16 protein-coding genes are annotated in these 19,226 nt (G+C 35.2%); 13 read left to right on the forward strand and 3 right to left on the reverse strand.

What is annotated here, in order from left to right:
- Positions 1-223 precede the first annotated feature (223 nt).
- The 6 genes from BM121_RS20310 to BM121_RS20335 all read left to right on the forward strand — a co-directional run bounded on the left by BM121_RS20310 (position 224) and on the right by BM121_RS20335 (position 6,572).
- On the forward strand, positions 224-1,762 hold the full coding sequence (locus BM121_RS20310) for an extracellular solute-binding protein (protein WP_091486236.1): 1,539 nt from the start codon (positions 224-226) through the stop codon (positions 1,760-1,762).
- An 80-nt stretch (positions 1,763-1,842) separates the two neighbouring features.
- Positions 1,843-2,793 carry an ABC transporter permease gene (locus BM121_RS20315; RefSeq protein ID WP_091486239.1) on the forward strand — a complete coding sequence of 317 codons (951 nt, stop codon included), beginning with the start codon at positions 1,843-1,845 and terminating at the stop codon, positions 2,791-2,793.
- Positions 2,794-2,826: 33 nt separating this feature from the next.
- Positions 2,827-3,705 carry a carbohydrate ABC transporter permease gene (locus tag BM121_RS20320; RefSeq protein WP_091486241.1) on the forward strand — a complete coding sequence of 293 codons (879 nt, stop codon included), beginning with the start codon at positions 2,827-2,829 and terminating at the stop codon, positions 3,703-3,705.
- Positions 3,706-3,931: 226 nt separating this feature from the next.
- A complete protein-coding gene (locus tag BM121_RS20325) occupies positions 3,932-4,627 on the forward strand; it encodes a DUF1961 family protein (protein WP_245780867.1) in 696 nt (231 codons plus the stop codon).
- A gap of 14 nt (positions 4,628-4,641) precedes the next feature.
- Complete coding sequence (locus BM121_RS20330; RefSeq protein WP_091486244.1) at positions 4,642-5,283, forward strand: YesL family protein; 642 nt, start codon at positions 4,642-4,644, stop codon at positions 5,281-5,283.
- A gap of 20 nt (positions 5,284-5,303) precedes the next feature.
- Positions 5,304-6,572: a hypothetical protein gene (locus BM121_RS20335; RefSeq protein ID WP_091486246.1), complete on the forward strand. Its 1,269-nt coding sequence runs from the start codon at positions 5,304-5,306 to the stop codon at positions 6,570-6,572.
- A gap of 217 nt (positions 6,573-6,789) precedes the next feature.
- On the opposite strand, the gene BM121_RS20340 is transcribed toward BM121_RS20335, so the two are convergent.
- From BM121_RS20340 to BM121_RS20350, 3 genes are all read right to left on the reverse strand, one after another.
- Complete coding sequence (locus BM121_RS20340) at positions 6,790-8,952, reverse strand: methyl-accepting chemotaxis protein (RefSeq protein WP_091486249.1); 2,163 nt, start codon at positions 8,950-8,952, stop codon at positions 6,790-6,792.
- 257 nt (positions 8,953-9,209) lie between these two features.
- Positions 9,210-9,911, reverse strand: a complete 702-nt coding sequence (locus BM121_RS20345; RefSeq protein WP_091486250.1) for a DsbA family oxidoreductase — start codon at positions 9,909-9,911, stop codon at positions 9,210-9,212.
- 92 nt (positions 9,912-10,003) lie between these two features.
- Positions 10,004-11,812 carry a BCCT family transporter gene (locus BM121_RS20350; RefSeq protein ID WP_091486253.1) on the reverse strand — a complete coding sequence of 603 codons (1,809 nt, stop codon included), beginning with the start codon at positions 11,810-11,812 and terminating at the stop codon, positions 10,004-10,006.
- Between the two features lie 333 nt (positions 11,813-12,145).
- Here BM121_RS20350 and BM121_RS20355 point away from each other — a divergent pair, with 333 nt between their 5' ends.
- The 7 genes from BM121_RS20355 (at position 12,146) to BM121_RS20385 (ending at position 19,080) form a co-directional block, all read left to right on the forward strand.
- Positions 12,146-12,409 carry a phage holin family protein gene (locus BM121_RS20355; protein ID WP_091486255.1) on the forward strand — a complete coding sequence of 88 codons (264 nt, stop codon included), beginning with the start codon at positions 12,146-12,148 and terminating at the stop codon, positions 12,407-12,409.
- Between the two features lie 13 nt (positions 12,410-12,422).
- Positions 12,423-13,283: a peptidoglycan-binding protein gene (locus BM121_RS20360; RefSeq protein WP_091486258.1), complete on the forward strand. Its 861-nt coding sequence runs from the start codon at positions 12,423-12,425 to the stop codon at positions 13,281-13,283.
- A gap of 550 nt (positions 13,284-13,833) precedes the next feature.
- Positions 13,834-15,294 carry a SulP family inorganic anion transporter gene (locus BM121_RS20365; protein ID WP_091486261.1) on the forward strand — a complete coding sequence of 487 codons (1,461 nt, stop codon included), beginning with the start codon at positions 13,834-13,836 and terminating at the stop codon, positions 15,292-15,294.
- 20 nt (positions 15,295-15,314) lie between these two features.
- Positions 15,315-15,731: a universal stress protein gene (locus BM121_RS20370; RefSeq protein WP_091486263.1), complete on the forward strand. Its 417-nt coding sequence runs from the start codon at positions 15,315-15,317 to the stop codon at positions 15,729-15,731.
- Positions 15,732-15,847: 116 nt separating this feature from the next.
- On the forward strand, positions 15,848-16,501 hold the full coding sequence (locus BM121_RS20375) for a class I SAM-dependent methyltransferase (protein WP_091486266.1): 654 nt from the start codon (positions 15,848-15,850) through the stop codon (positions 16,499-16,501).
- Between the two features lie 322 nt (positions 16,502-16,823).
- A complete protein-coding gene (locus BM121_RS20380) occupies positions 16,824-18,614 on the forward strand; it encodes a methyl-accepting chemotaxis protein (protein ID WP_091486268.1) in 1,791 nt (596 codons plus the stop codon).
- 160 nt (positions 18,615-18,774) lie between these two features.
- On the forward strand, positions 18,775-19,080 hold the full coding sequence (locus tag BM121_RS20385) for a rhodanese-like domain-containing protein (protein WP_091486271.1): 306 nt from the start codon (positions 18,775-18,777) through the stop codon (positions 19,078-19,080).
- The last annotated feature ends 146 nt before the right edge of the window (positions 19,081-19,226 follow it).

Genomic DNA, 19,226 nt, shown 5'->3' on the forward strand with positions numbered 1-19,226 from the left:
GCAAACCCTTACAAACTAAGGTTGTAGATTATCTTGTAAGAATGAACAAAAATTGAATATTGATGGAAAAATGAAAGCGTTTTATATTTGATTCAACGACACACATTGATTCCTTTTCAAAATTTAAGAAAAGGGGGAAACAAAAAATAGAAATCATTTTGTGAAAATGAAAAAGGAAATGTGGTAGTCTAATATGATTTAGTCAATTTCAGGGAGGGTCAAAATGAAATCAAAATTTCTTCGTTATTTATTAATGGGTTTATTTGTAGTTGGAATATTAGTAGTAACAGGTTGTAGTGATAATAGTGACACTGCAGGTAGTGATAGTGGTGATTCAGGGAGTGAACAAACTGATGAAAGTTCGGAAGAAAGAATGCATTTGCGTGTATTTGCCCCCACTTTTACTACAGAACCACCAACAGATGATAGTCCAGTCTTAAAGAAAATAGAAGATTACACAAATAAAAAGATTACGATGGAGTGGGCACCTAACAGTAACATAGATGATAAGTTCAATATTACTTTATCATCAGGAGACTTACCGCATGTTATGATGGTCCCTGGTAAATCACCAAGTTTTGTCAGTGCAGTAGAAGATGGAGCATTTTGGGAATTAGGTTCTTATTTGGAGGAATATCCAAATCTAAGTCAGGCTAATGAAATTATTATGAATAATAGTTCGATTAATGGAGATATTTATGGAATTCCTCGTACACGTGATTTGGGTCGTAATGGTGTCATTATTCGCAAAGATTGGTTAGAGAACCTTAGTTTGGAGAAGCCAGAAACAATTGATGATTTTTATAATATGTTAAAAGCATTTTCTGAAGAAGACCCAGATGGAAATGGAACAGATGATACGTATGGTATGGTTGTTTCAAAATATGAAGGCCCGTGGGATGTCATGCAAACATGGTTTGGTGTACCAAATAAATGGGGTGAAGATGAAAGTGGTGAATTATATCCATTCTTCATGGATGATAATTACCTAGAGTCATTAAACTTCTTTAAAAAGCTTTATGATGAAGGTCTTGTGAACGATGATTTCGCTGTAATGGATCCAGCACAATGGTCTGATCCTGTAATATCTGGTGAAGCAGGTGTTCAAGTAAACGTATTGGATGAAGGTCATCGAATTCAAGAAAAAATCATTGATGCAAATCCTGATAATGCGGATCCAATCACTGTAATAAAAACCGTAGAAGGTCCTACAGGATTACACAATTTACCGACATCTGGTTATTCAGGTATGCTTTCTGTTTCCAAAACGTCAGTTAAATCAGAAGAAGAATTAAAACAAGTGCTTGATTTTCTTGACAAAATGAATGATGAAGAAGCACAAAAGCTTGCAGAGAACGGTATAGAAGGAAAGCATTATGAGAAAGTAGATGGAGAATATCAATCAAAAGTAAAGGATGATCCAGCACTACAAGCAGAAGTAGATGGATTTAATCAAATGTTAATGTATATTCCAGAAGCTAAATCGATAAAACCTGATTCATCACCATTGCGTGAGTTAGAAACACAATTAAAGGTCGAGAATGAAGATATAGTTGTTGCAAACCCAGCAGAATCATATATTTCAGAAGTATACTCTAAAAAAGGTCAGCAACTTGACAATATCATTTTAGATGCACGTATTAAATATATTGTTGGGCAAATCGATGAAGCAGGATTAGAAGATGCTGTAGAGCGTTGGAAAAGTTCTGGTGGTACAGAATACATTGAGGAAATCAATCAATTACATCAAGATGCTCAGTGATAATATGTAATGCATAACTAGTAAAAAGCAGGTCTTGTAACCTGCTTTTTACTTCAAATACTAGGTTAAGAGGGGATTCGATGGAAAATGTACATGAAAATAAGATAAACAGTGTTGGACAACAAAAGAAAAGTAAATGGAGTCAAATATTAAAAGAAAAATGGCTCTATTTTATGATATTACCAGGATTAGCTTATTTTATTATCTTTAAGTACGTCCCTATGTGGGGGATAATTATTGCTTTTCAAGATTATTCACCTTTTCTAGGAGTATGGCAAAGTCAATGGGTGGGGTTGGAACATTTTCAATATTTCTTTTCAAATCCTGACTTTTTACGATTATTAAGAAATACGTTTATCTTAGCTCTATATGACCTTGTCTTCTTTTTCCCAGCACCAATCATTTTATCTTTGATGCTGAATGAAATAAGGTTAAGTGCCTATAAGCGTACACTGCAAACATTTGTATATGTACCACACTTTATGTCTTGGGTAATTATTGCAAGTATCAGTTATGTGTTTTTGACAACTGGTGGAGGTTTAGTAAACGATTTAATTGCAAGATTTATAGGAACAGAAGTTAATTTCTTGTCAAGTCCTGAGTGGTTTAGACCGATGATTATCGGACAAATTATTTGGAAAGAAACAGGTTGGGGTACAGTAATCTTCCTAGCAGCCTTAGCAAGTGTTGATCAAGAACAGTATGAAGCTGCTATCGTTGATGGTGCAGGTCGATTCCGTAGACTTTGGCATGTTACCTTGCCAGGATTACGAAGTACGATTGTAATTTTATTAATTTTAAGACTGGGTAATTTTCTAGACACAGGTTTTCAGCAAATATACTTAATGTCCAACTCGTTAAACCGTAGTGTGGCAGATGTGTTTGATACGTATGTATACTTTGTCGGTATCACCGAAGGGGCGTTTAGTTACAGTACTGCTGTTGGTTTATTTAAATCAATTGTAGGTATCGTTTTAATTGTTGGTGCCGATAGATTTGCTAAAAAATTAGGTCAGAGTGGTTTATTCTAACCTAATCAACAAGAAGAGGAGGGGTTATTAAACATGCACAAAATGCATAATACAGGTCCAGGAAGAGTATTTGATATTTTTAATCACATATTTCTGGCGGTAGTAGCGATGATTACCGTAATTCCATTTTTATATATTATAGGTGGTTCATTTGCTTCTGAGTCAGAACTTGCGACAAGATCATTTTTTGTCATACCACATGAATTTACAACAAACGCTTATAATTATATATTTTCAACAGATGCGGTACTTAGAAGCTTAGGTATATCAATCCTTGTAACTGTGTTAGGTACACTTGTCAGTATGATCCTAACACTTACTATGGCTTACCCATTATCAAGACCAACTATGATAGGACGTAACTTATTATTGAACTTAATTTTGTTTTCGATGCTTTTTGGTGGGGGTATGATTCCTACTTATTTACTTGTAAAAGAGTTAGGTTTATTAGATTCAATTTGGGCGTTAATTTTGCCAGTAGCGATTAATCCATTTAATTTAATTATCGTTAAAACGTTCTTTCAGCAATTGCCCAAGGAATTAGAAGATGCATCCAAAATAGATGGCTGTACAGAGTTCCAAACATTTTGGAGAGTTATGTTGCCACTATCAAAACCAGTAATTGCGACTTTTACATTATTTTATGCAGTATTTTATTGGAACGATTTCTTCAATGCCTTACTTTATTTAACAGATACATCAAAATGGCCCATTCAATTATTACTTCAACAGTTAGTAATGGTAGCAAATACAGGATTAGGAGACTTACAAGAGGCCTCTCTATATGAACCACCTGAAGAATCAGTTAAGTTAGCGGTTATTGTTGTAGCGACAGTTCCCATTTTAATATTCTATCCGTTTTTACAAAAGCACTTTGCCAAAGGTGTCATGCTAGGTTCCGTGAAAGGATAGTATACCATGGCTAACTATTAGCTCGGACAGAAGGTGTATGGAGATATTTACTTCTGTCCGTGAATAAGAAGGATTAGAACAAATGACTATCATAGGAGATGAGGTAGTTCTTTGTTTCCGTCTTTCTTATAGGTATTCAAGTATTTAGCTTTATTTGAACTATATATCAAAACTTTTCAGTTTTTGAAAATATGTATGTTGATTTAAGTATGGGAGGAAATGGATAGTGAAAAATATAACTTTTGAAGCACAAGAAACTATATATGAAAATGCGCTATCTAGTGCAGATTCTATAGAGGATTGGGTAAATGAAGGTCAGGTAAAAACAAGTACTTGGAATAATAAATTGTTGTTAGAAAATAAGCTGGATCCAGAAGAATTTGGTGATCATGCTCATTGGTTGTTATGGTGCCCAATCGAATTCCCAGATAAAATTATGATAGAGTGGGATTTTTATCCATTAGAAGAACCTGGTCTTTGTATGATGTTCTTTGCTGCAACAGGAATAAGAGGTGAAGATCTATTTGACCCATCATTGCCGAAACGAACTGGTTTTTATCCAGACTACCATTCCGGCAAGATAAACACATTGCATCTATCTTATTTTAGACATAAACATGCAGAAGAACGTGCTTTTCGGACATGTAATTTACGGAAAAGTCATGGATTTCATTTAGTAACACAAGCAGCTGATCCATTACCACCAGTAGAAGATGCTATAAATCCATATCATATGAAACTGATAAAATACGAGCAATTCGTTCATTTTTATATTAATGATTTACATGTACTTGAATGGGAAGATGATGGCTCAACTTATGGACCAATATATCAAGGAGGAAAAATAGGTTTTAGACAAATGGCACCCATGAAAGCAGCTTATGCGAATCTTTCTATAAAAAAAGTCATGAAGAAAACCTAATAGGAGGCATTTATATGTTAGGGAATGGATTTATAAGTAAATTTTATTTCTTCGGGGAAACTGTACTGTTGTTATTATATGTGAATTTTTTATGGGTATGCTTTACACTTCTAGGTGCTATTGTATTCGGTATTGGTCCAAGTACTGTAGCAATGTTTACCATTTTTAGAAGATGGTCCAAAGGTGAAGAGGATATACCTGCTTTTAAAGTATTTTGGCAAACCTTTAAAAAAGAATTTAAGCGAGCTAATGGATTAGGTCTTCTCATTCTTCTTTTTACGTATATGTTATATATAAATTTCAATTTTTTACAATTGGACAATGAATGGATGCAACAAATGATAAAGAACGTGTTAATAATTGTTTCCGTTGTCTTTGGAATTATGGTTGCTTATATTTTTCCAATGTATGTGCATTATGATAACAAATTATATAATTATTTTAAAAATGCAATTCTTATTACGATCTATTCACCAATACGAACCATTTACTTAATAGCAGCTTGTTTAACTTTATACTATTTATATTTTACGTTACCAGTATTCCTATTTTTTCTTGGTGGTAGTTTGTCTAGTTTAGTCATTATGTGGATCAGCTATCGTACATTTGTAAGGTTAGAAATAAAACAAGAAAAGCTGCAAGAAACGGAAGCATAATAGGTGAAGGAGTTTTTTATATGACGAGCACTCAAGCAGAAATTGAACCAGTACTATTAAGAAAACTTGATTTATTAAAATCCGGTAAAAATTGCAAGATGTTTCTCGGTGATTTGACTGGAGATGGAAGAATGGACCTGTTAATGGTTCAACCTGATGGAGGTATTGATGATAGGTATGTACCGCATCAAGTAGAAGCAATGACCGCGTTTGACTTGGAAGGTAATATTTTGTGGCAAGTTGGTACCCCAAGTAAAGCACCAGGCGGTCCGGGAAGTGATTATCCTGTACAAATATATGATATTGATGGGGATGGTTATAATGAAGTCCTCTGTGTGATGGAAAAACAATTCTATATCCTCGATGGTGCAACTGGCCAAACAAAAAAAAGCTATTCATTACCGAATGAGGAAGCACACGATTGTATTATTATTGCGAATTTAACAGGAAATCCGTTTCCACAAGATATCATTTTAAAAGATCGATACCATCAAATGTGGGCACTTAATAATGAATTTGAATTGTTATGGACGCATAAAGGAAATATCGGGCACTTTCCATGGGTATTCGATTTTAATGGTGACGGAAAAGATGAAGTAATGGCAGGTTATGATTTTTTAAGTTCAGATGGCCAAATATTATGGTCTTGTCATGATCTAGACGACCATGCAGATTGTATATGGGTAGGAAAAATCCAATCAGGAACTAGTGAAAACCAGATAGTAATTGGTGGTAGTGTAACGGTTTTATATGATTGGAAAGGAAATGAACGTTGGCGATATAATGACTCCATTGAATCGCAACATATTTGTTTAGGTAAATTTAGAAATGATTTACCTGGATTACAAATTGCCGGCTTAGACAGAATTATACGTGGTTCCAGCTATTCAGATGGGAGAGATGGTATCTTTTTGTTAGATGCAAATGGACAAGAAATTTGGAAAGAAAATAGAGTTACAGGTGGTTGGTTAACCATTATCGATACCATTAATAATTGGGACGATCATGATCTAGATTATATTATAGCCTACAGACGAGGAGATAATGTATATCCAACAATCTATGATGGATATAAAAATGTAGTGACAACATTTCCTAAGGATGGCTACTTAGTGTTTGGGGATCTTACTGGAAATGAAAAAAATCAAGTTATCATTTATGATCAAACAACAGCTTATGTGTACGGAAGTGAATATATAGATCTTTCAGTGAAAAGTGGAAGAACTCAACTACAGAGTAAACGATCATATTCTGTTACATTATATCCAGGTGGAGAGTATTTAGATTAGCAATTAATTCATTAGCGTAAGTATGTTACTAGGCTACATGTCACCTTAATAACGGAAGTAAACTAGAGTCTATTTAATTAGTTGTTTAAGCTAAAGAGCTATCTCATTGTCAACAGACTTTGAGATAGCTCTTTTGTTTAATAGATAATATTGTCAAACTAAATTAATGTGTAATAATACTACAAAAGAAATTCGCAACAAGGAATTTGTGCCTTACTTATACTTTGAATTTTGTCATCATTTCTTGTAGCTCTTCAGATAGTTGTTTTAATTCATCCGAAGTAGTAACAAGCGACTCACTTACTTTTAATTGTTCCTCAGTAGTAGCTGATACTTCCTCGCTAATTGCAGAAGATTGCTGTGCTGTTGCACTTACCTGGTGAATGGTTGAAGTCAATACCTCTTGGGAGTCTCTTAACTGCTGTATAGATTGAGTAACTTGCTGAATTTTGCCGGTAAATGTACCCATATTTTCTCCAACCCCATTTAATATTACTTGAGTCTCTTCTGCTTGAGTTACTTGTTCTTTAAAACGAGGTGTAGATTTCTCTAAAACTTCTAGCGTTTCATTTACTTCATTCACGATCCCTGTTGTAATTTCATCCACTTTATCAATCGAGTCTTTAGATTGGGTAGACAGTTTTCTAATTTCATCGGCAACCACTGCAAAACCTTGACCAGCTTCTCCAGCACGGGCTGCTTCAATTGCAGCATTGAGTGAAAGTAAATTTGTTTGTTGTGCAATGTTCGTGAGCATTTCCATTACTTGATTGATTTGCTCTGTACTTTGTTTCAATGTATCTACTTTTTCGACGAGTGCATTTGTCATTTGCTCGCCATCTTTTGTTTTGGTTACTAACTCGTCCATCTTTTCTAAACCTTCATGACTTCGTTCTAGTACTTCTATCGCATGATTTTCCATGACACTATTATTTTCGAATACATTCTCCACTTCATCATGAATATTGGATGCTAATGAATTACCTTTTTCTGCTTCATCTGTTAAGCCTGTAGCACCACTGGCAATTTCTTCAGATGCAGCAGCTACTTCTTTAGCTGATTGTGATTGCATTTGAGAGATATCAGTTAATTCAATCGCAGCATTTAATACTTTGTTTGCAGATTCTCTCGTTTGATGCATCATACCTGCTATATTTTCAAGCATTTCATTAAAGCCTTCTGCTAGTTCACCTATTTCATCCTTACGTGATGTATGATTTGATCTCACCGTTAAATCCCCTTGTTTCGCTGAAGCCATCAGATTTGAAACATCAGCAATTGGACGAGCAATTGTTTTGACTATTCTTCTAGCAATGAAAAGAGAGATAATTAACGATAATATGACAATACCAGCTGTTACGTAAAAGATAATGGTGGTATCCTTAGTTAATTCTGCCTCAGAAACAGAACCTACTAAATACCAATCTGTCACATCTGAATCATCTTGGAAAATGAGTTGACCATTGTCTTCGGTCATGTTGTCTTCAGAGTCTACTGCAATTTGGTGATCATATGGTTGCGTTATTTCCTCGGTAGCAAAAGAAAAAACTACTTCATTATGTTGATCTACAATACTGGCTGAGCCTTCTTCCCCAAAACTAACGTCTTGTAGAGCATCTTCAAATACGGCAGTATCTAATTCAACAATTAAAATATATTCTGTACCGCTAATTCTTAATTTTTGTCCAAAAGCAACTGAAGGTTGCTCCGAGGTATCACTAATTCCTTGAGCAAGACCACCAATCCATGCTGTCGAACCTTCTGATTCAAGTGCTTCTTGATACCAGTCGGAACTAAAAACAGCTTCTTCTGGAAGCGTTTCTGAAGAAGATACTAATCTTTCTTTTTCAGTATGTAGTAGGTAAAGACTTACATTATTATCAATCATAGTAATTTGGTTTAGCTCATCATCAATCGTACTTTTTAAATTGAAATAATCAAAATCATTTGTTTCTTCAAACCTATCCAGTTCGGCTAATGTATTGCTAAAGTTATCTGCCATTAAAATTTCTGTCACTCGATCTTTATATTGATTCATTAAATAATCGAGTTTATCTCCAGATTGGACAATGGTTTGTTCAGAAGCCTCTGTTACTTTATCTTTAATAATACTATTAGATATAAAATAAGAAGCAACTCCAACGATCACAACACTGATCAGTACAGTTACTAATATACTCGTTAATATTTTTGTACTAATGGAATCTTTTTTTGACACATTTGTATCTTGTCGTATTAGATGTGCATCCTTACCGTTTTTGTTTAAACCTTTTATTTTTAGCTTACCTGTGGCATTTCTTATCTTTTTCGACGTGTTCATAAAAGCTTGTTTTGTTTTAATGAAACCGCTTTTACTTTTGCTTATAAATTTTTTTGCCATAATAGAATCCCCCGTATTTCTTGTATTTAATAGTAAAGGCTTTCATAAATCGAATTAGGTATTAAATCTTGGTGTGTATGATTTTTGATCATTAAGGATTAGTTCAAATTGATTATAACATGTTTAGGATTAATTAACGACAAGAAACGGGAAACTTTTTACCTAATCAATAAAACAGGACTAAAGAACTAATTTTATCGCAAAAAAATGGCTCATACCATTCAATGGTATGAGCCTATATTTGCAAGTAGCGTTTTTTAATTACAATTATCCCCGTCACAAAAACTACCTTGTTGCAGGTTCAAATTTTCTAATTGATTATTTTCTTCTTCGGCTACTTTTTCTAATGCTTGCATAAATGTTTCTATTGGTTGAGCGCCAGAAATAGCATATTTTTTGTTGAGAACAAAAAATGGGACGCCTGTAACTTCTAATTGTTTTGCTTCTGCTTCATCTTGTCTGACTAATTCTGCATGGATTGTTTCATCATCTAAAATGCGTTGAACTTCTTGTTGATCAAAGCCAAGTTCCTTTGTAATAGATTGAAGCGTTTCTTTATCACTAGGATCTTTGGACAAGGTAAAGTAATGGTAAAGCATCGTATCTACATATTCTGTTTCGCGTCCCTGTTTTGCAGCATATTTACTTAACCGGTGTGCATCAAACGTATTCCCTGGTTTCATCGTGTCAAAAACAAAGTCCAAACCTAACGCTTTTGCTTGTTCACCAATTTGTTGATTGGCCTCTTTTGCTTGATTAATTGTCATATTGTATTTAGCGGCTAAAGATTCATGTATATTTTTCCCTGAATATTTAGCTGCGTTTGGATCTAACTCAAAGCTTTTATATTGAATCGAAACATCTAATTTTTGTGGAAATCTTTCCAACGCTTGTTCTAATCTTGTTTTACCAATATAACAGAATGGACAAACAAAATCTGACCATATTTCAATTTGCATAAAAACACCTCTCTTAACCTTCTATCTTATTCTGACATAAAAACATCAGTCAAAGAAAGGAATTTGCTTAAGGAGGTGCTTGTACTGTGCTGTTATTTGTCCGTTTTATCTTTTCCTGTGTCTTCTTCTGTTATTTCCTCGATAATTTCTTCTTTCATATCATCATATATTTTATCCTTGAAATCATCATATAATTCTTCTTTCATATCATCATAAATTTCTTCTTTAAAGTCATCATAAAAATCATTTTTCATATCCTGATAGATATCTTCCTTGACGTCATCTTTGAAATCATCACGGATATCTTCTTTTACTTCGTCTTTAAACTCATCTCTAAACTCACTTTTTACACGTTTTTCACGTTTTCTTCTATGGAGTCTTTGATCGAGTTTCCAATCCCTTCCTAGTGTGATAACAATGGAAATGATCATAAGTACCATTACAATTGCGAAAGGTAATGCAGCAATTATAGAAGCAGTTTGAAGCGCATTTAATCCGCCACCTCCACTAAAGAGTAGTACGCTTGCTGCACCAGCGATCAAGAATCCCCACGTTAACTTTACTGAGTTTTTGGGCTCCAGATCACCGTTAGATGTCATTGATCCTAATACAAATGATGCTGAATCGGCTGAAGTTATAAAGAAAATTAAGATTAAAAGTATCGCTAATGTATTGGTAATGATACTTAATGGCAGTTCGGCGAGTGTGGCAAATAATGCTAACTCAACATCTGAATTAATTAATTCAGCGAGACCTCCAGCTCCGTACATTTCAATATTTAATCCTGTACCACCAAAGGTAGTAAACCATATGACGGCAAGCAGGGAAGGGACAATTAGTACACCTGCCATGAATTCTCGGATGGTTCTCCCTTTGGAAATTCGAGCAATGAAAATTCCCATAAATGGAGCCCATGAAATATGCCATGCCCAAAAGAAGATGGTATTCGTTCCCAACCATTCACTTTCTGAGAATGGTGTTAATGTAAGTGCCATTGGAATAACGTTTGTTACATAACCACCTAATGTCGTAACAAAACTTTCGGCAATGAATAATGTAGGTCCGACGATAATAACAAATAATAAAAGTAATCCAGCTACAACCAAGTTAATATTACTTAATATTTTAATTCCGCGGTCAAGACCACGAGCTGCTGAGAGCATAAATAATACTGTTACGATACAAATAATCACTAATTGTGTCCACGGTGAGTTAGGGATTGGTGTGATATGAGATAATCCACCTGTAATTTGCATGGCACTTAAACCAAATGTTGTCGCAACCCCTGTACAAGTAGCTAATACGGCTAATGTATCGATAGTCTTCCCAGCCCAACCATTTACTCTGTCACCTAAAATAGGGTAAAATGCTGAACTTATTAATGCTGGACGGTCTTTTCGATACTGGACATAAGCTAAAGTCATCCCAACGATAGAAAAAATAGCCCAAGGGTGTAATGCCCAGTGATAGGAACCATATCGTAATCCAGCTAATGCTGATTCCCTTGTTCCTGGTTCATAACCAAATGGTGGATCCATATAATATAGAACTGGTTCTGCAACTCCCCAGAATACAAACCCAACACCAATACCAGCTGCAAACAACATTCCGATCCATGAGAACCATGAATATTCTGGTTTATCGTCTGGTTTCCCTAAACGAATTTTTCCATAAGGACTTAAAGCTAATGCAATAACAAAAACAACAAACAAGGCTGTGATTAGCATGTAGAACCAACCAAAGTTTGTAATCATCCATTCCAGCCCTGCATTCGCAGCATTGTTTAAGGATGATGGCGATATAGCGCCCCAAAGTACGAAGACGGTAACTAAAATAGCTGAAATAAAAAATACTATGCCGATTTTCCCAACTTTATCATTAATGGATTCCTCTTTTTTCATATGTACCTATGTCATTTCTTTGTTGACATAGTTCCCCCTTTCTTATTGCAGATCTGATTAGCGAATAATATGCCTAATTGGTATACCCGGATTTCTACATATTTACACTATTATTTTTTAGCATAGCCATTTTTTTCAAAAAAATCAGTTAGATTAGACACTTTCTTTTTATTCGCACCGATTATAAAAATAAGTGAATATCCATGTCAAACGCCAGGACAAAGAAGGAGGTTGATACATATTCTAATATGAGTCCTTACTATGCACTGTTCTAAGAGGAAGAACTCAACTGCTTAGTGACTCGAATGTAGAAATCTGAGGAGGTGTTCGGTAGTGGAAGAATTTTTGTATTTACTACCAGAGGATTTTCACTTTATCATACCAGCACTCTGGTTTATCGGATACGCTTGTAAGAGAACACCATTTATACCTGATTGGCTAATTATTTGGATTTTATTAAGCATTGGAGTCCTAGCAGCATGTAATTTATATGGTTGGAACATTCGATCAATTGCTGAAGGTATTATAGCAACTGGTTTAGCTGTATTTAGTCATCAAATTGTGAAACAAACTAGTAATAGAGTGGAAGAAGTATAAGGGAGGGGAGTTAATGGCTGAATTTCGTGGATTTCGAATTACAAGTTCTTACGGATACAGAACACATCCGATAAGGGAATCGAGAGAATTTCATGCAGGTGTTGATTTAGTAAAATCACATCAAGCCCCAATCCAAGCATTTACTTCAGGTACAGTGATTTATGCTGGCTTTGGTAAAAGTGGTACAGGCTTAGGGGGATATGGAAATGTAGTCTTAATAAGAGATAGAAGTAACAGAGCACAGCTTTATGCACACATGGATTCTGTCGCTGTAAAGAACGGTCAAACTGTATCTCAAGATCAGGTAATTGGTTATCAAGGAGCAACTGGGTTCGTTACAGGTTCACATATGCATTTCGAAGTACGTAAAAAAGTAGAGACTGCACCTCCATATGGATATCGGGCTGCTAAACCCTCATCTACATTGAGTCCAATATCTTATGTGAAGCAGTTTAGTCAAAACGAAAATTTAAAAGAAAAAAGTAATGGGACACAAGTGCGAAATCTGCAACGAGAATTATTAAAGCTTGGGTTTAATCTAAATAAATATGGTGCAGATGGTGTGTTTGGAAATGAAACAGAATCAGCAGTAAAAGCATTTCAGCGATCCGAAGGTATAAAAGTAGATGGAATTGTGGGGCCAGTAACTAGAGCGAGATTAAACAAAAATACCACATTAGTAGCCAATTATCCTGGGATTATAAAGAGGGGAAGTAAGGGAGAAATAGTTGAAATTATTCAACGTAAAGTAGGTGCTAAAATCGATGGCATTTTCGGACCAAAGACAAAGCAAAAAGTAAGACAATACCAAAGACGAAAAAATATAAAAGTGGATGGAATTGTAGGGCCAGAGACATGGCAAAAATTATTTTAAAAAGGAGGGAGACCTTCTTTTTCTTTTGCGGATAATGTTGATAAGTGGTAGGAAACGCTACGGCAAGATACTGCGCTTTCCACGTCCTCGGTTGCCTCAGAAAACAATGTACGTTCTGTTCCCGTAGGAGTTTAGGTATCTTGCCTACGCTAAGCATAGTGTTCTCATTATCGAAAGAAGGGAATTCATGGAATTATATTCTATGGATTTCTTCTTACTTGATAAGAAATACATAATAAGCTGCGGAAAAAAGTGTACTACTGGGGAACTTACGTGATAAAGATTCACTTTACCCCTCTGATTATAGTCTCATCTTATCGGTTATTTTTTCCAATTTGGAAAGGAGTACATAGAAAAATAAGTTTTATATTCGGTTTTGCGAAAAAAGAGAATAATAGAGCATGTACATGAAAATGAAAGAATGAGTACAGTGTTCGCGTTTACATCAAGTTTTGTCGATTCTGTGAATTGTGGTATGATACGTCTTGTTCATTTCGGGAAATTTCTTTGAGGGGATCAGAGAAACCAAAATATTAGAGAGAGGTGCTTCATGAACTTAGCAAAAATAAAAAAAGATTGGTTTGGCAATGTTAGAGGAGATGTTTTAGCCGGGATTGTTGTAGCATTAGCGTTAATTCCGGAGGCCATTGCCTTTTCCATTATCGCTGGTGTCGATCCAATGATTGGATTGTATGCAGCCTTTTGCATTGCGGTAATGATTGCTTTTGTTGGTGGCAGACCAGGTATGATTTCTGCAGCAACAGGTGCAATGGCGTTGTTGATGGTTACACTGGTAGCTGATTATGGATTGCAGTATTTACTAGCAGCCACAATTTTGACTGGTGTACTACAGATTTTGTTCGGTGTCTTTAAATTAGCAGCAGTGATGAAATTTGTACCACGTTCGGTGATGGTAGGTTTTGTTAACGCGCTAGCTATTCTCATCTTTACCGCACAGTTGGAACACTTTGAAGGTGAAAGTTGGGTAATGTATGGCTTAGTTGCTTTAACTCTAGCAATTATTTATATTTTTCCAAGAATTACGAAAGCTGTACCATCTACCTTGGTAGCAATCATAGTAGTGACGGTTTCAGCTATTTATTTTGGATTTGACATACGTTCTGTAGGTGATTTAGGTAATTTAAGCTCTGAACTACCCGTATTTTTAATTCCGGATATTCCGTTAAATTTTGAAACATTAGCTATTATTTTCCCTTATTCATTATCTCTTGCGATAGTAGGTCTGCTGGAATCATTGTTAACGGCCAATATTGTTGATGATATGACAGATACAGAGAGTGATAAAAATAAAGAAAGTCGTGGACAGGGTATCGCGAATATTGTATCAGGATTCTTCGGAGGTATGGCGGGATGTGCCATGATCGGTCAGTCCGTAATTAACGTAAAATCTGGCGGCCGTGGTCGATTATCTGCTTTAGTTGCCGGTGTATTTTTAATGTTTTTGATCTTTGTATTAGGAAATGTTGTGGTGCAAATCCCAATGGCTGCACTTGTGGGTGTCATGATCATGGTATCAATCAGTACATTTGATTGGTCATCACTGATAAACCTTCACAGAGTCCCTAGAACAGATGCTGCTGTTATGGTGATTACAGTCGGTGCTGTAGTGGTAACACATGATTTATCGATAGGTGTATTAGCTGGTGTACTTTTAAGTGCTATTTTCTTTGCAGCTAAAATTTCAAAAGTGAAAGTGACACAAATGGTAGCAGTTGAGGGTAAGAAAAAGGTGTATAAAGTAGATGGACAAATATTCTTCGCTTCAGTTACTGACTTAGTAACTAAATTCAATTATAACGAAGAAGTGGAAGAAGTAGAAATTGATTTAAGCCTTGCTCATTTGTGGGATGATTCTGCAATTGGTGCTTTAGACAAAATTGAGTCGAAATTTGAGCAGAATCATGTTAAAGTATCTTATACAGGTTTGAATGCGGAAAGTAAGCAATTGAAGAAGAAAATCGGTGGCTTATCAAAAGCTTCAGGTCATTAATGGATAAATGAGGTGGAGAAATGTATCAAAAGATTTTATTAGCAGCTGATGGTTCAGATCACTCCATTAGAGCAGCATCTCATGCGATAAAAGTTGCGCAAATTGATCAAGGTAAAATAGATATTTTATATGCAGTGGATGGCAAAACTTCTAAAGAGGATGTCTTGCATGGTTTAGATAAATATGATGTAAAAAAAGAAAGACAAGAAAAATTAAAACCAGTTATAGATATAATCGAAGAAGCTGGTCTGGAATGTGAAACACATGTAGTTCACGGTGAACCAGGTCCTGCAATAGTAGATTTTGCTAACAATAATGAATATGATTTTGTTGTGGTAGGAAGCCGAGGATTAAATCAAGTGCAAACGATGATACTAGGTAGTGTCAGTCATAAAATTGCAAAACGAGTACATTGCCCCGTATTAATAGTTAAATAATCTAAGAGATAACAGGTTTAATAACCTGTTATCTCTTTTTTGTTAATAAGGTGAAGAAGACTTACTTACGTATGCTACCAATACATTTATAGCATAATGAATAGAAAGAATATGTTATGCTTGATAGAAACTCTGATAAAGCGGTGGTTACATTGTTAAAAGACACAGGAGAGCGTGTTATTCCTGAGAAGATGGACATTACGAATGAGTTATTAATTGAACACATAGCTCGTTATCATTTTTCAGTACCCCATGTACATGGGAAAGTATTGGATTTTGCAACTGGTGTTGGTTATGGAGCACATGTGGTTGCGAAGAAATGTAAACATAATCTCGAAGAAATTATCGGTGTTGATATTGACCCGAAAGCAATTCAATACGCAAAAACAACCTACTATCATCCATTATCTAAATACATGTTGGCAGATGTAACAGATCTAGCATTACCTGATCAGTTAGGTACATTTGATGTTATTTTAAGTTTTGAAACAATTGAACATATTGAAAATGAAGATCAATTTATGGAAAATATTTATCATTTACTTAAACCTGGTGGAAGTTTAATTTTATCAACTCCGTTCGGTGCAGGTAAGGGAAAACCATGTAGTTCACCATTCCATGTGCATCAAATGACAGAAAATGAATTTTCATCTATGTTTGATCAATTCAAAAAAAAGAGATTTTTCTATCAAAAAGGAGCTTTAATAGAACCAATCGAGGGCTCACAGATGGATCGTAGACCTCTTGGAGTTGTTATTGCATCGAAATAAGAAGTATACGAATTATGAATAAACAACGAACATCAAGTTGGATGTTCGTTGTTTATTGTTCCTTGGAAAAGTACTGCTGTTCCTTGGAAAAATGAGTATTTCCAAGGAACAGCAGCACTTTTCCAAGGAAGAGAACGAGAATTCCAAGGAAGAAGTAACAAACACAGGAAGTAGAGCGTTGATCTGTTCGTATTTAATTTATTTTTTGTTCCAGCTTCTTCTTTAGTTATTTAGGACTTTTATCACGTCACTTATAGTAATGATTTCAATTAAGTGATAATATGTGTGTAGGGATTATATACTATAGAGGAAGGGGACAATCATGAAGAAATTTCAGCAAATTAAATACAAATTACCAGCAATTATGATTTTACTTTTAGTTATTCCAATGGGGGTTGTTGGTTACATAGCCTATGAAAAGACAGAGATATTGGAAAAAGCAATGATACAAAAAGATGATATTGTAGAAATGTCACCAAAATACCAGGAAACTTTTGAAAAATACGAAACATTTCTAACATCACTTACTGAATCAGAAGAACTAAACTATAAAAAGGTTTCCACCTCTAATTTGGAAGATGCAAACTATAGTCATATGCCTACAGTTAACGATTCCAAGTTAACGAATTATTATGAAAGTTACTTAACAGAGCAAGCTCAAAACGATGAATATATAATTAATTTATATTTAGGAACCGCTGAGGGCGCTTTATATTTAAATAATATTCCTGATAGTGATGTGAACTTGAATGATTACGATGCAACAACAACCGACTGGTATAACCAGGCTGTTCAGTCACAAGATGAGGTAATATGGACTCAACCATATATTGATACTGCTTCCGGCAAGCCGGTGGTAACTTTGGCAAAGGCATTTTATGGAGATGACGATGAATTAATCGGGGTAGGGGCAATTGATTTTGATATGTATCTTATTGCTTCAAGTTTACGGCAGGATCTTGTTACATCAACTCTCATTACGATTATTGTCTCTATGATTGTAGGTCTAGCAATTGTCACTTTGATCGTAAGAACGATAAATCATAATATCTCGACGATTAAGAAGGAAATGAATCGTTTGGCACAAGGTGATCTAACGGGAGAGGAAGTCAAGGTAAAAAGTAATGATGAATTTACGGAATTGGCGAAAGCCATGAATCAAATGAAAAATAATTTGTATGAAATGATCAATAAAGTGATGATGGCTACTGGCCGTGTTATGGACCAGAGTGGTACGTTAAATCAATCTGCAGACCAAGTGCGTGAGGGTAGTGAACAAATTGCGGCTACGATGGAAGAATTATCGTCTGGAAGTGAATCACAAGCAAATCATGCATCAGATTTAGCCGGTTCGGTAGAGCAATATAATCACAAAGTTAAAGAAGTAGCGAATCAAGGATATCAGGTTGCTAATGAATCAGAAGATGTCATGAACATTAGTCAAGGTGGTCGTGAGGATCTTGAGAAGTCAGTTAATCAAATGAGAATCATACATCAAATGGTACAAGATTCTTATCAAAAGGTATCGGGATTGGATAAACGTACGGAAGAAATTGATAAAATTGTCATTGTTATTAAAGAAATTGCCGAGCAAACTAATTTACTTGCATTGAATGCTGCTATCGAAGCAGCAAGAGCGGGTGAAGCAGGAAAAGGTTTTGCTGTAGTGGCAGATGAAGTTCGAAAACTTGCAGAACAAGTAACAGATTCTATTGCCGACATAACCGGGCTAGTTGCGAATATTCAGGATGAATCAGGACAAGTTGCAGAATCGTTAGAATCTGGCTTTAAAGAAGTGGAAAAAGGAACGGAACAAATGGAAAAAACAGGTGACACCTTTTCACAAATTAACCTATCTATTACCGATATGGTAGATCGTGTGAAGCATATGGTGGGAAATCTGGAAGAAGTAAATGAAAACAGTGTGGAAATGAATAAATCGGTAGATGAAATTGCTGCTGTAAGTGAAGAGTCTGCAGCTGCCGTTGAGGAAACCGCGGCATCAGCTGAGGAAACCAATCATTCCATGGAGGAAGTATCCAAGAGCGCTAATGAATTAGACGTCTTAGCAGATGAATTACAAAAACAAATTCAAAAGTTTAAAATTCTTTAAAATAGATAGAGATAGGCTTAAATGTCTGTCTCTACTTTTTTATTGATATATTAAATGTTAGAAAAGGAAACTCAATAATGGTATGATTCAGTGAGAGATTCGTAAAATTCTAACCAACGAAAAATTACTATACTAAGAATAAAATATTGGAGGTAATATCATGAAAAAAGTTCAGGCAACAGAATTAGCTGAAAAAGTAAAAAACGGAGAAAAATTAAATATAATTGATGTTCGAGAAGATGATGAAATAGCACAAGGTATAATCCCTGGTGCAAAACATATAAAATTGGGAGAAATTCCTGACCGCTTAGAAGAATTTAATAAAGACGAACATTACTATATGGTATGTCGTTCCGGAGGTCGAAGTGGCCGAGCAACTGAATATTTAGAAGGAAATGGAATTGAGGCAACAAATATGGAAGGCGGCATGCTAGCTTGGGAGGACGAAACAGATATACCCGAATAAATGTCCCCTAGTATATGCTAATTGAAAACTGTCCAATGTAAAAAGAGTAATCCTGATCAGGATTACTCTTTTTATTGCTGCAAGCAGTTTGACTCGGTTTTCTTATCAATTTATTGCATTGTATTAATGCTGAATCGATATAGGAT

Source organism: Gracilibacillus orientalis (assembly GCF_900114645.1).
Lineage (GTDB): Bacteria > Bacillota > Bacilli > Bacillales > Amphibacillaceae > Gracilibacillus > Gracilibacillus orientalis.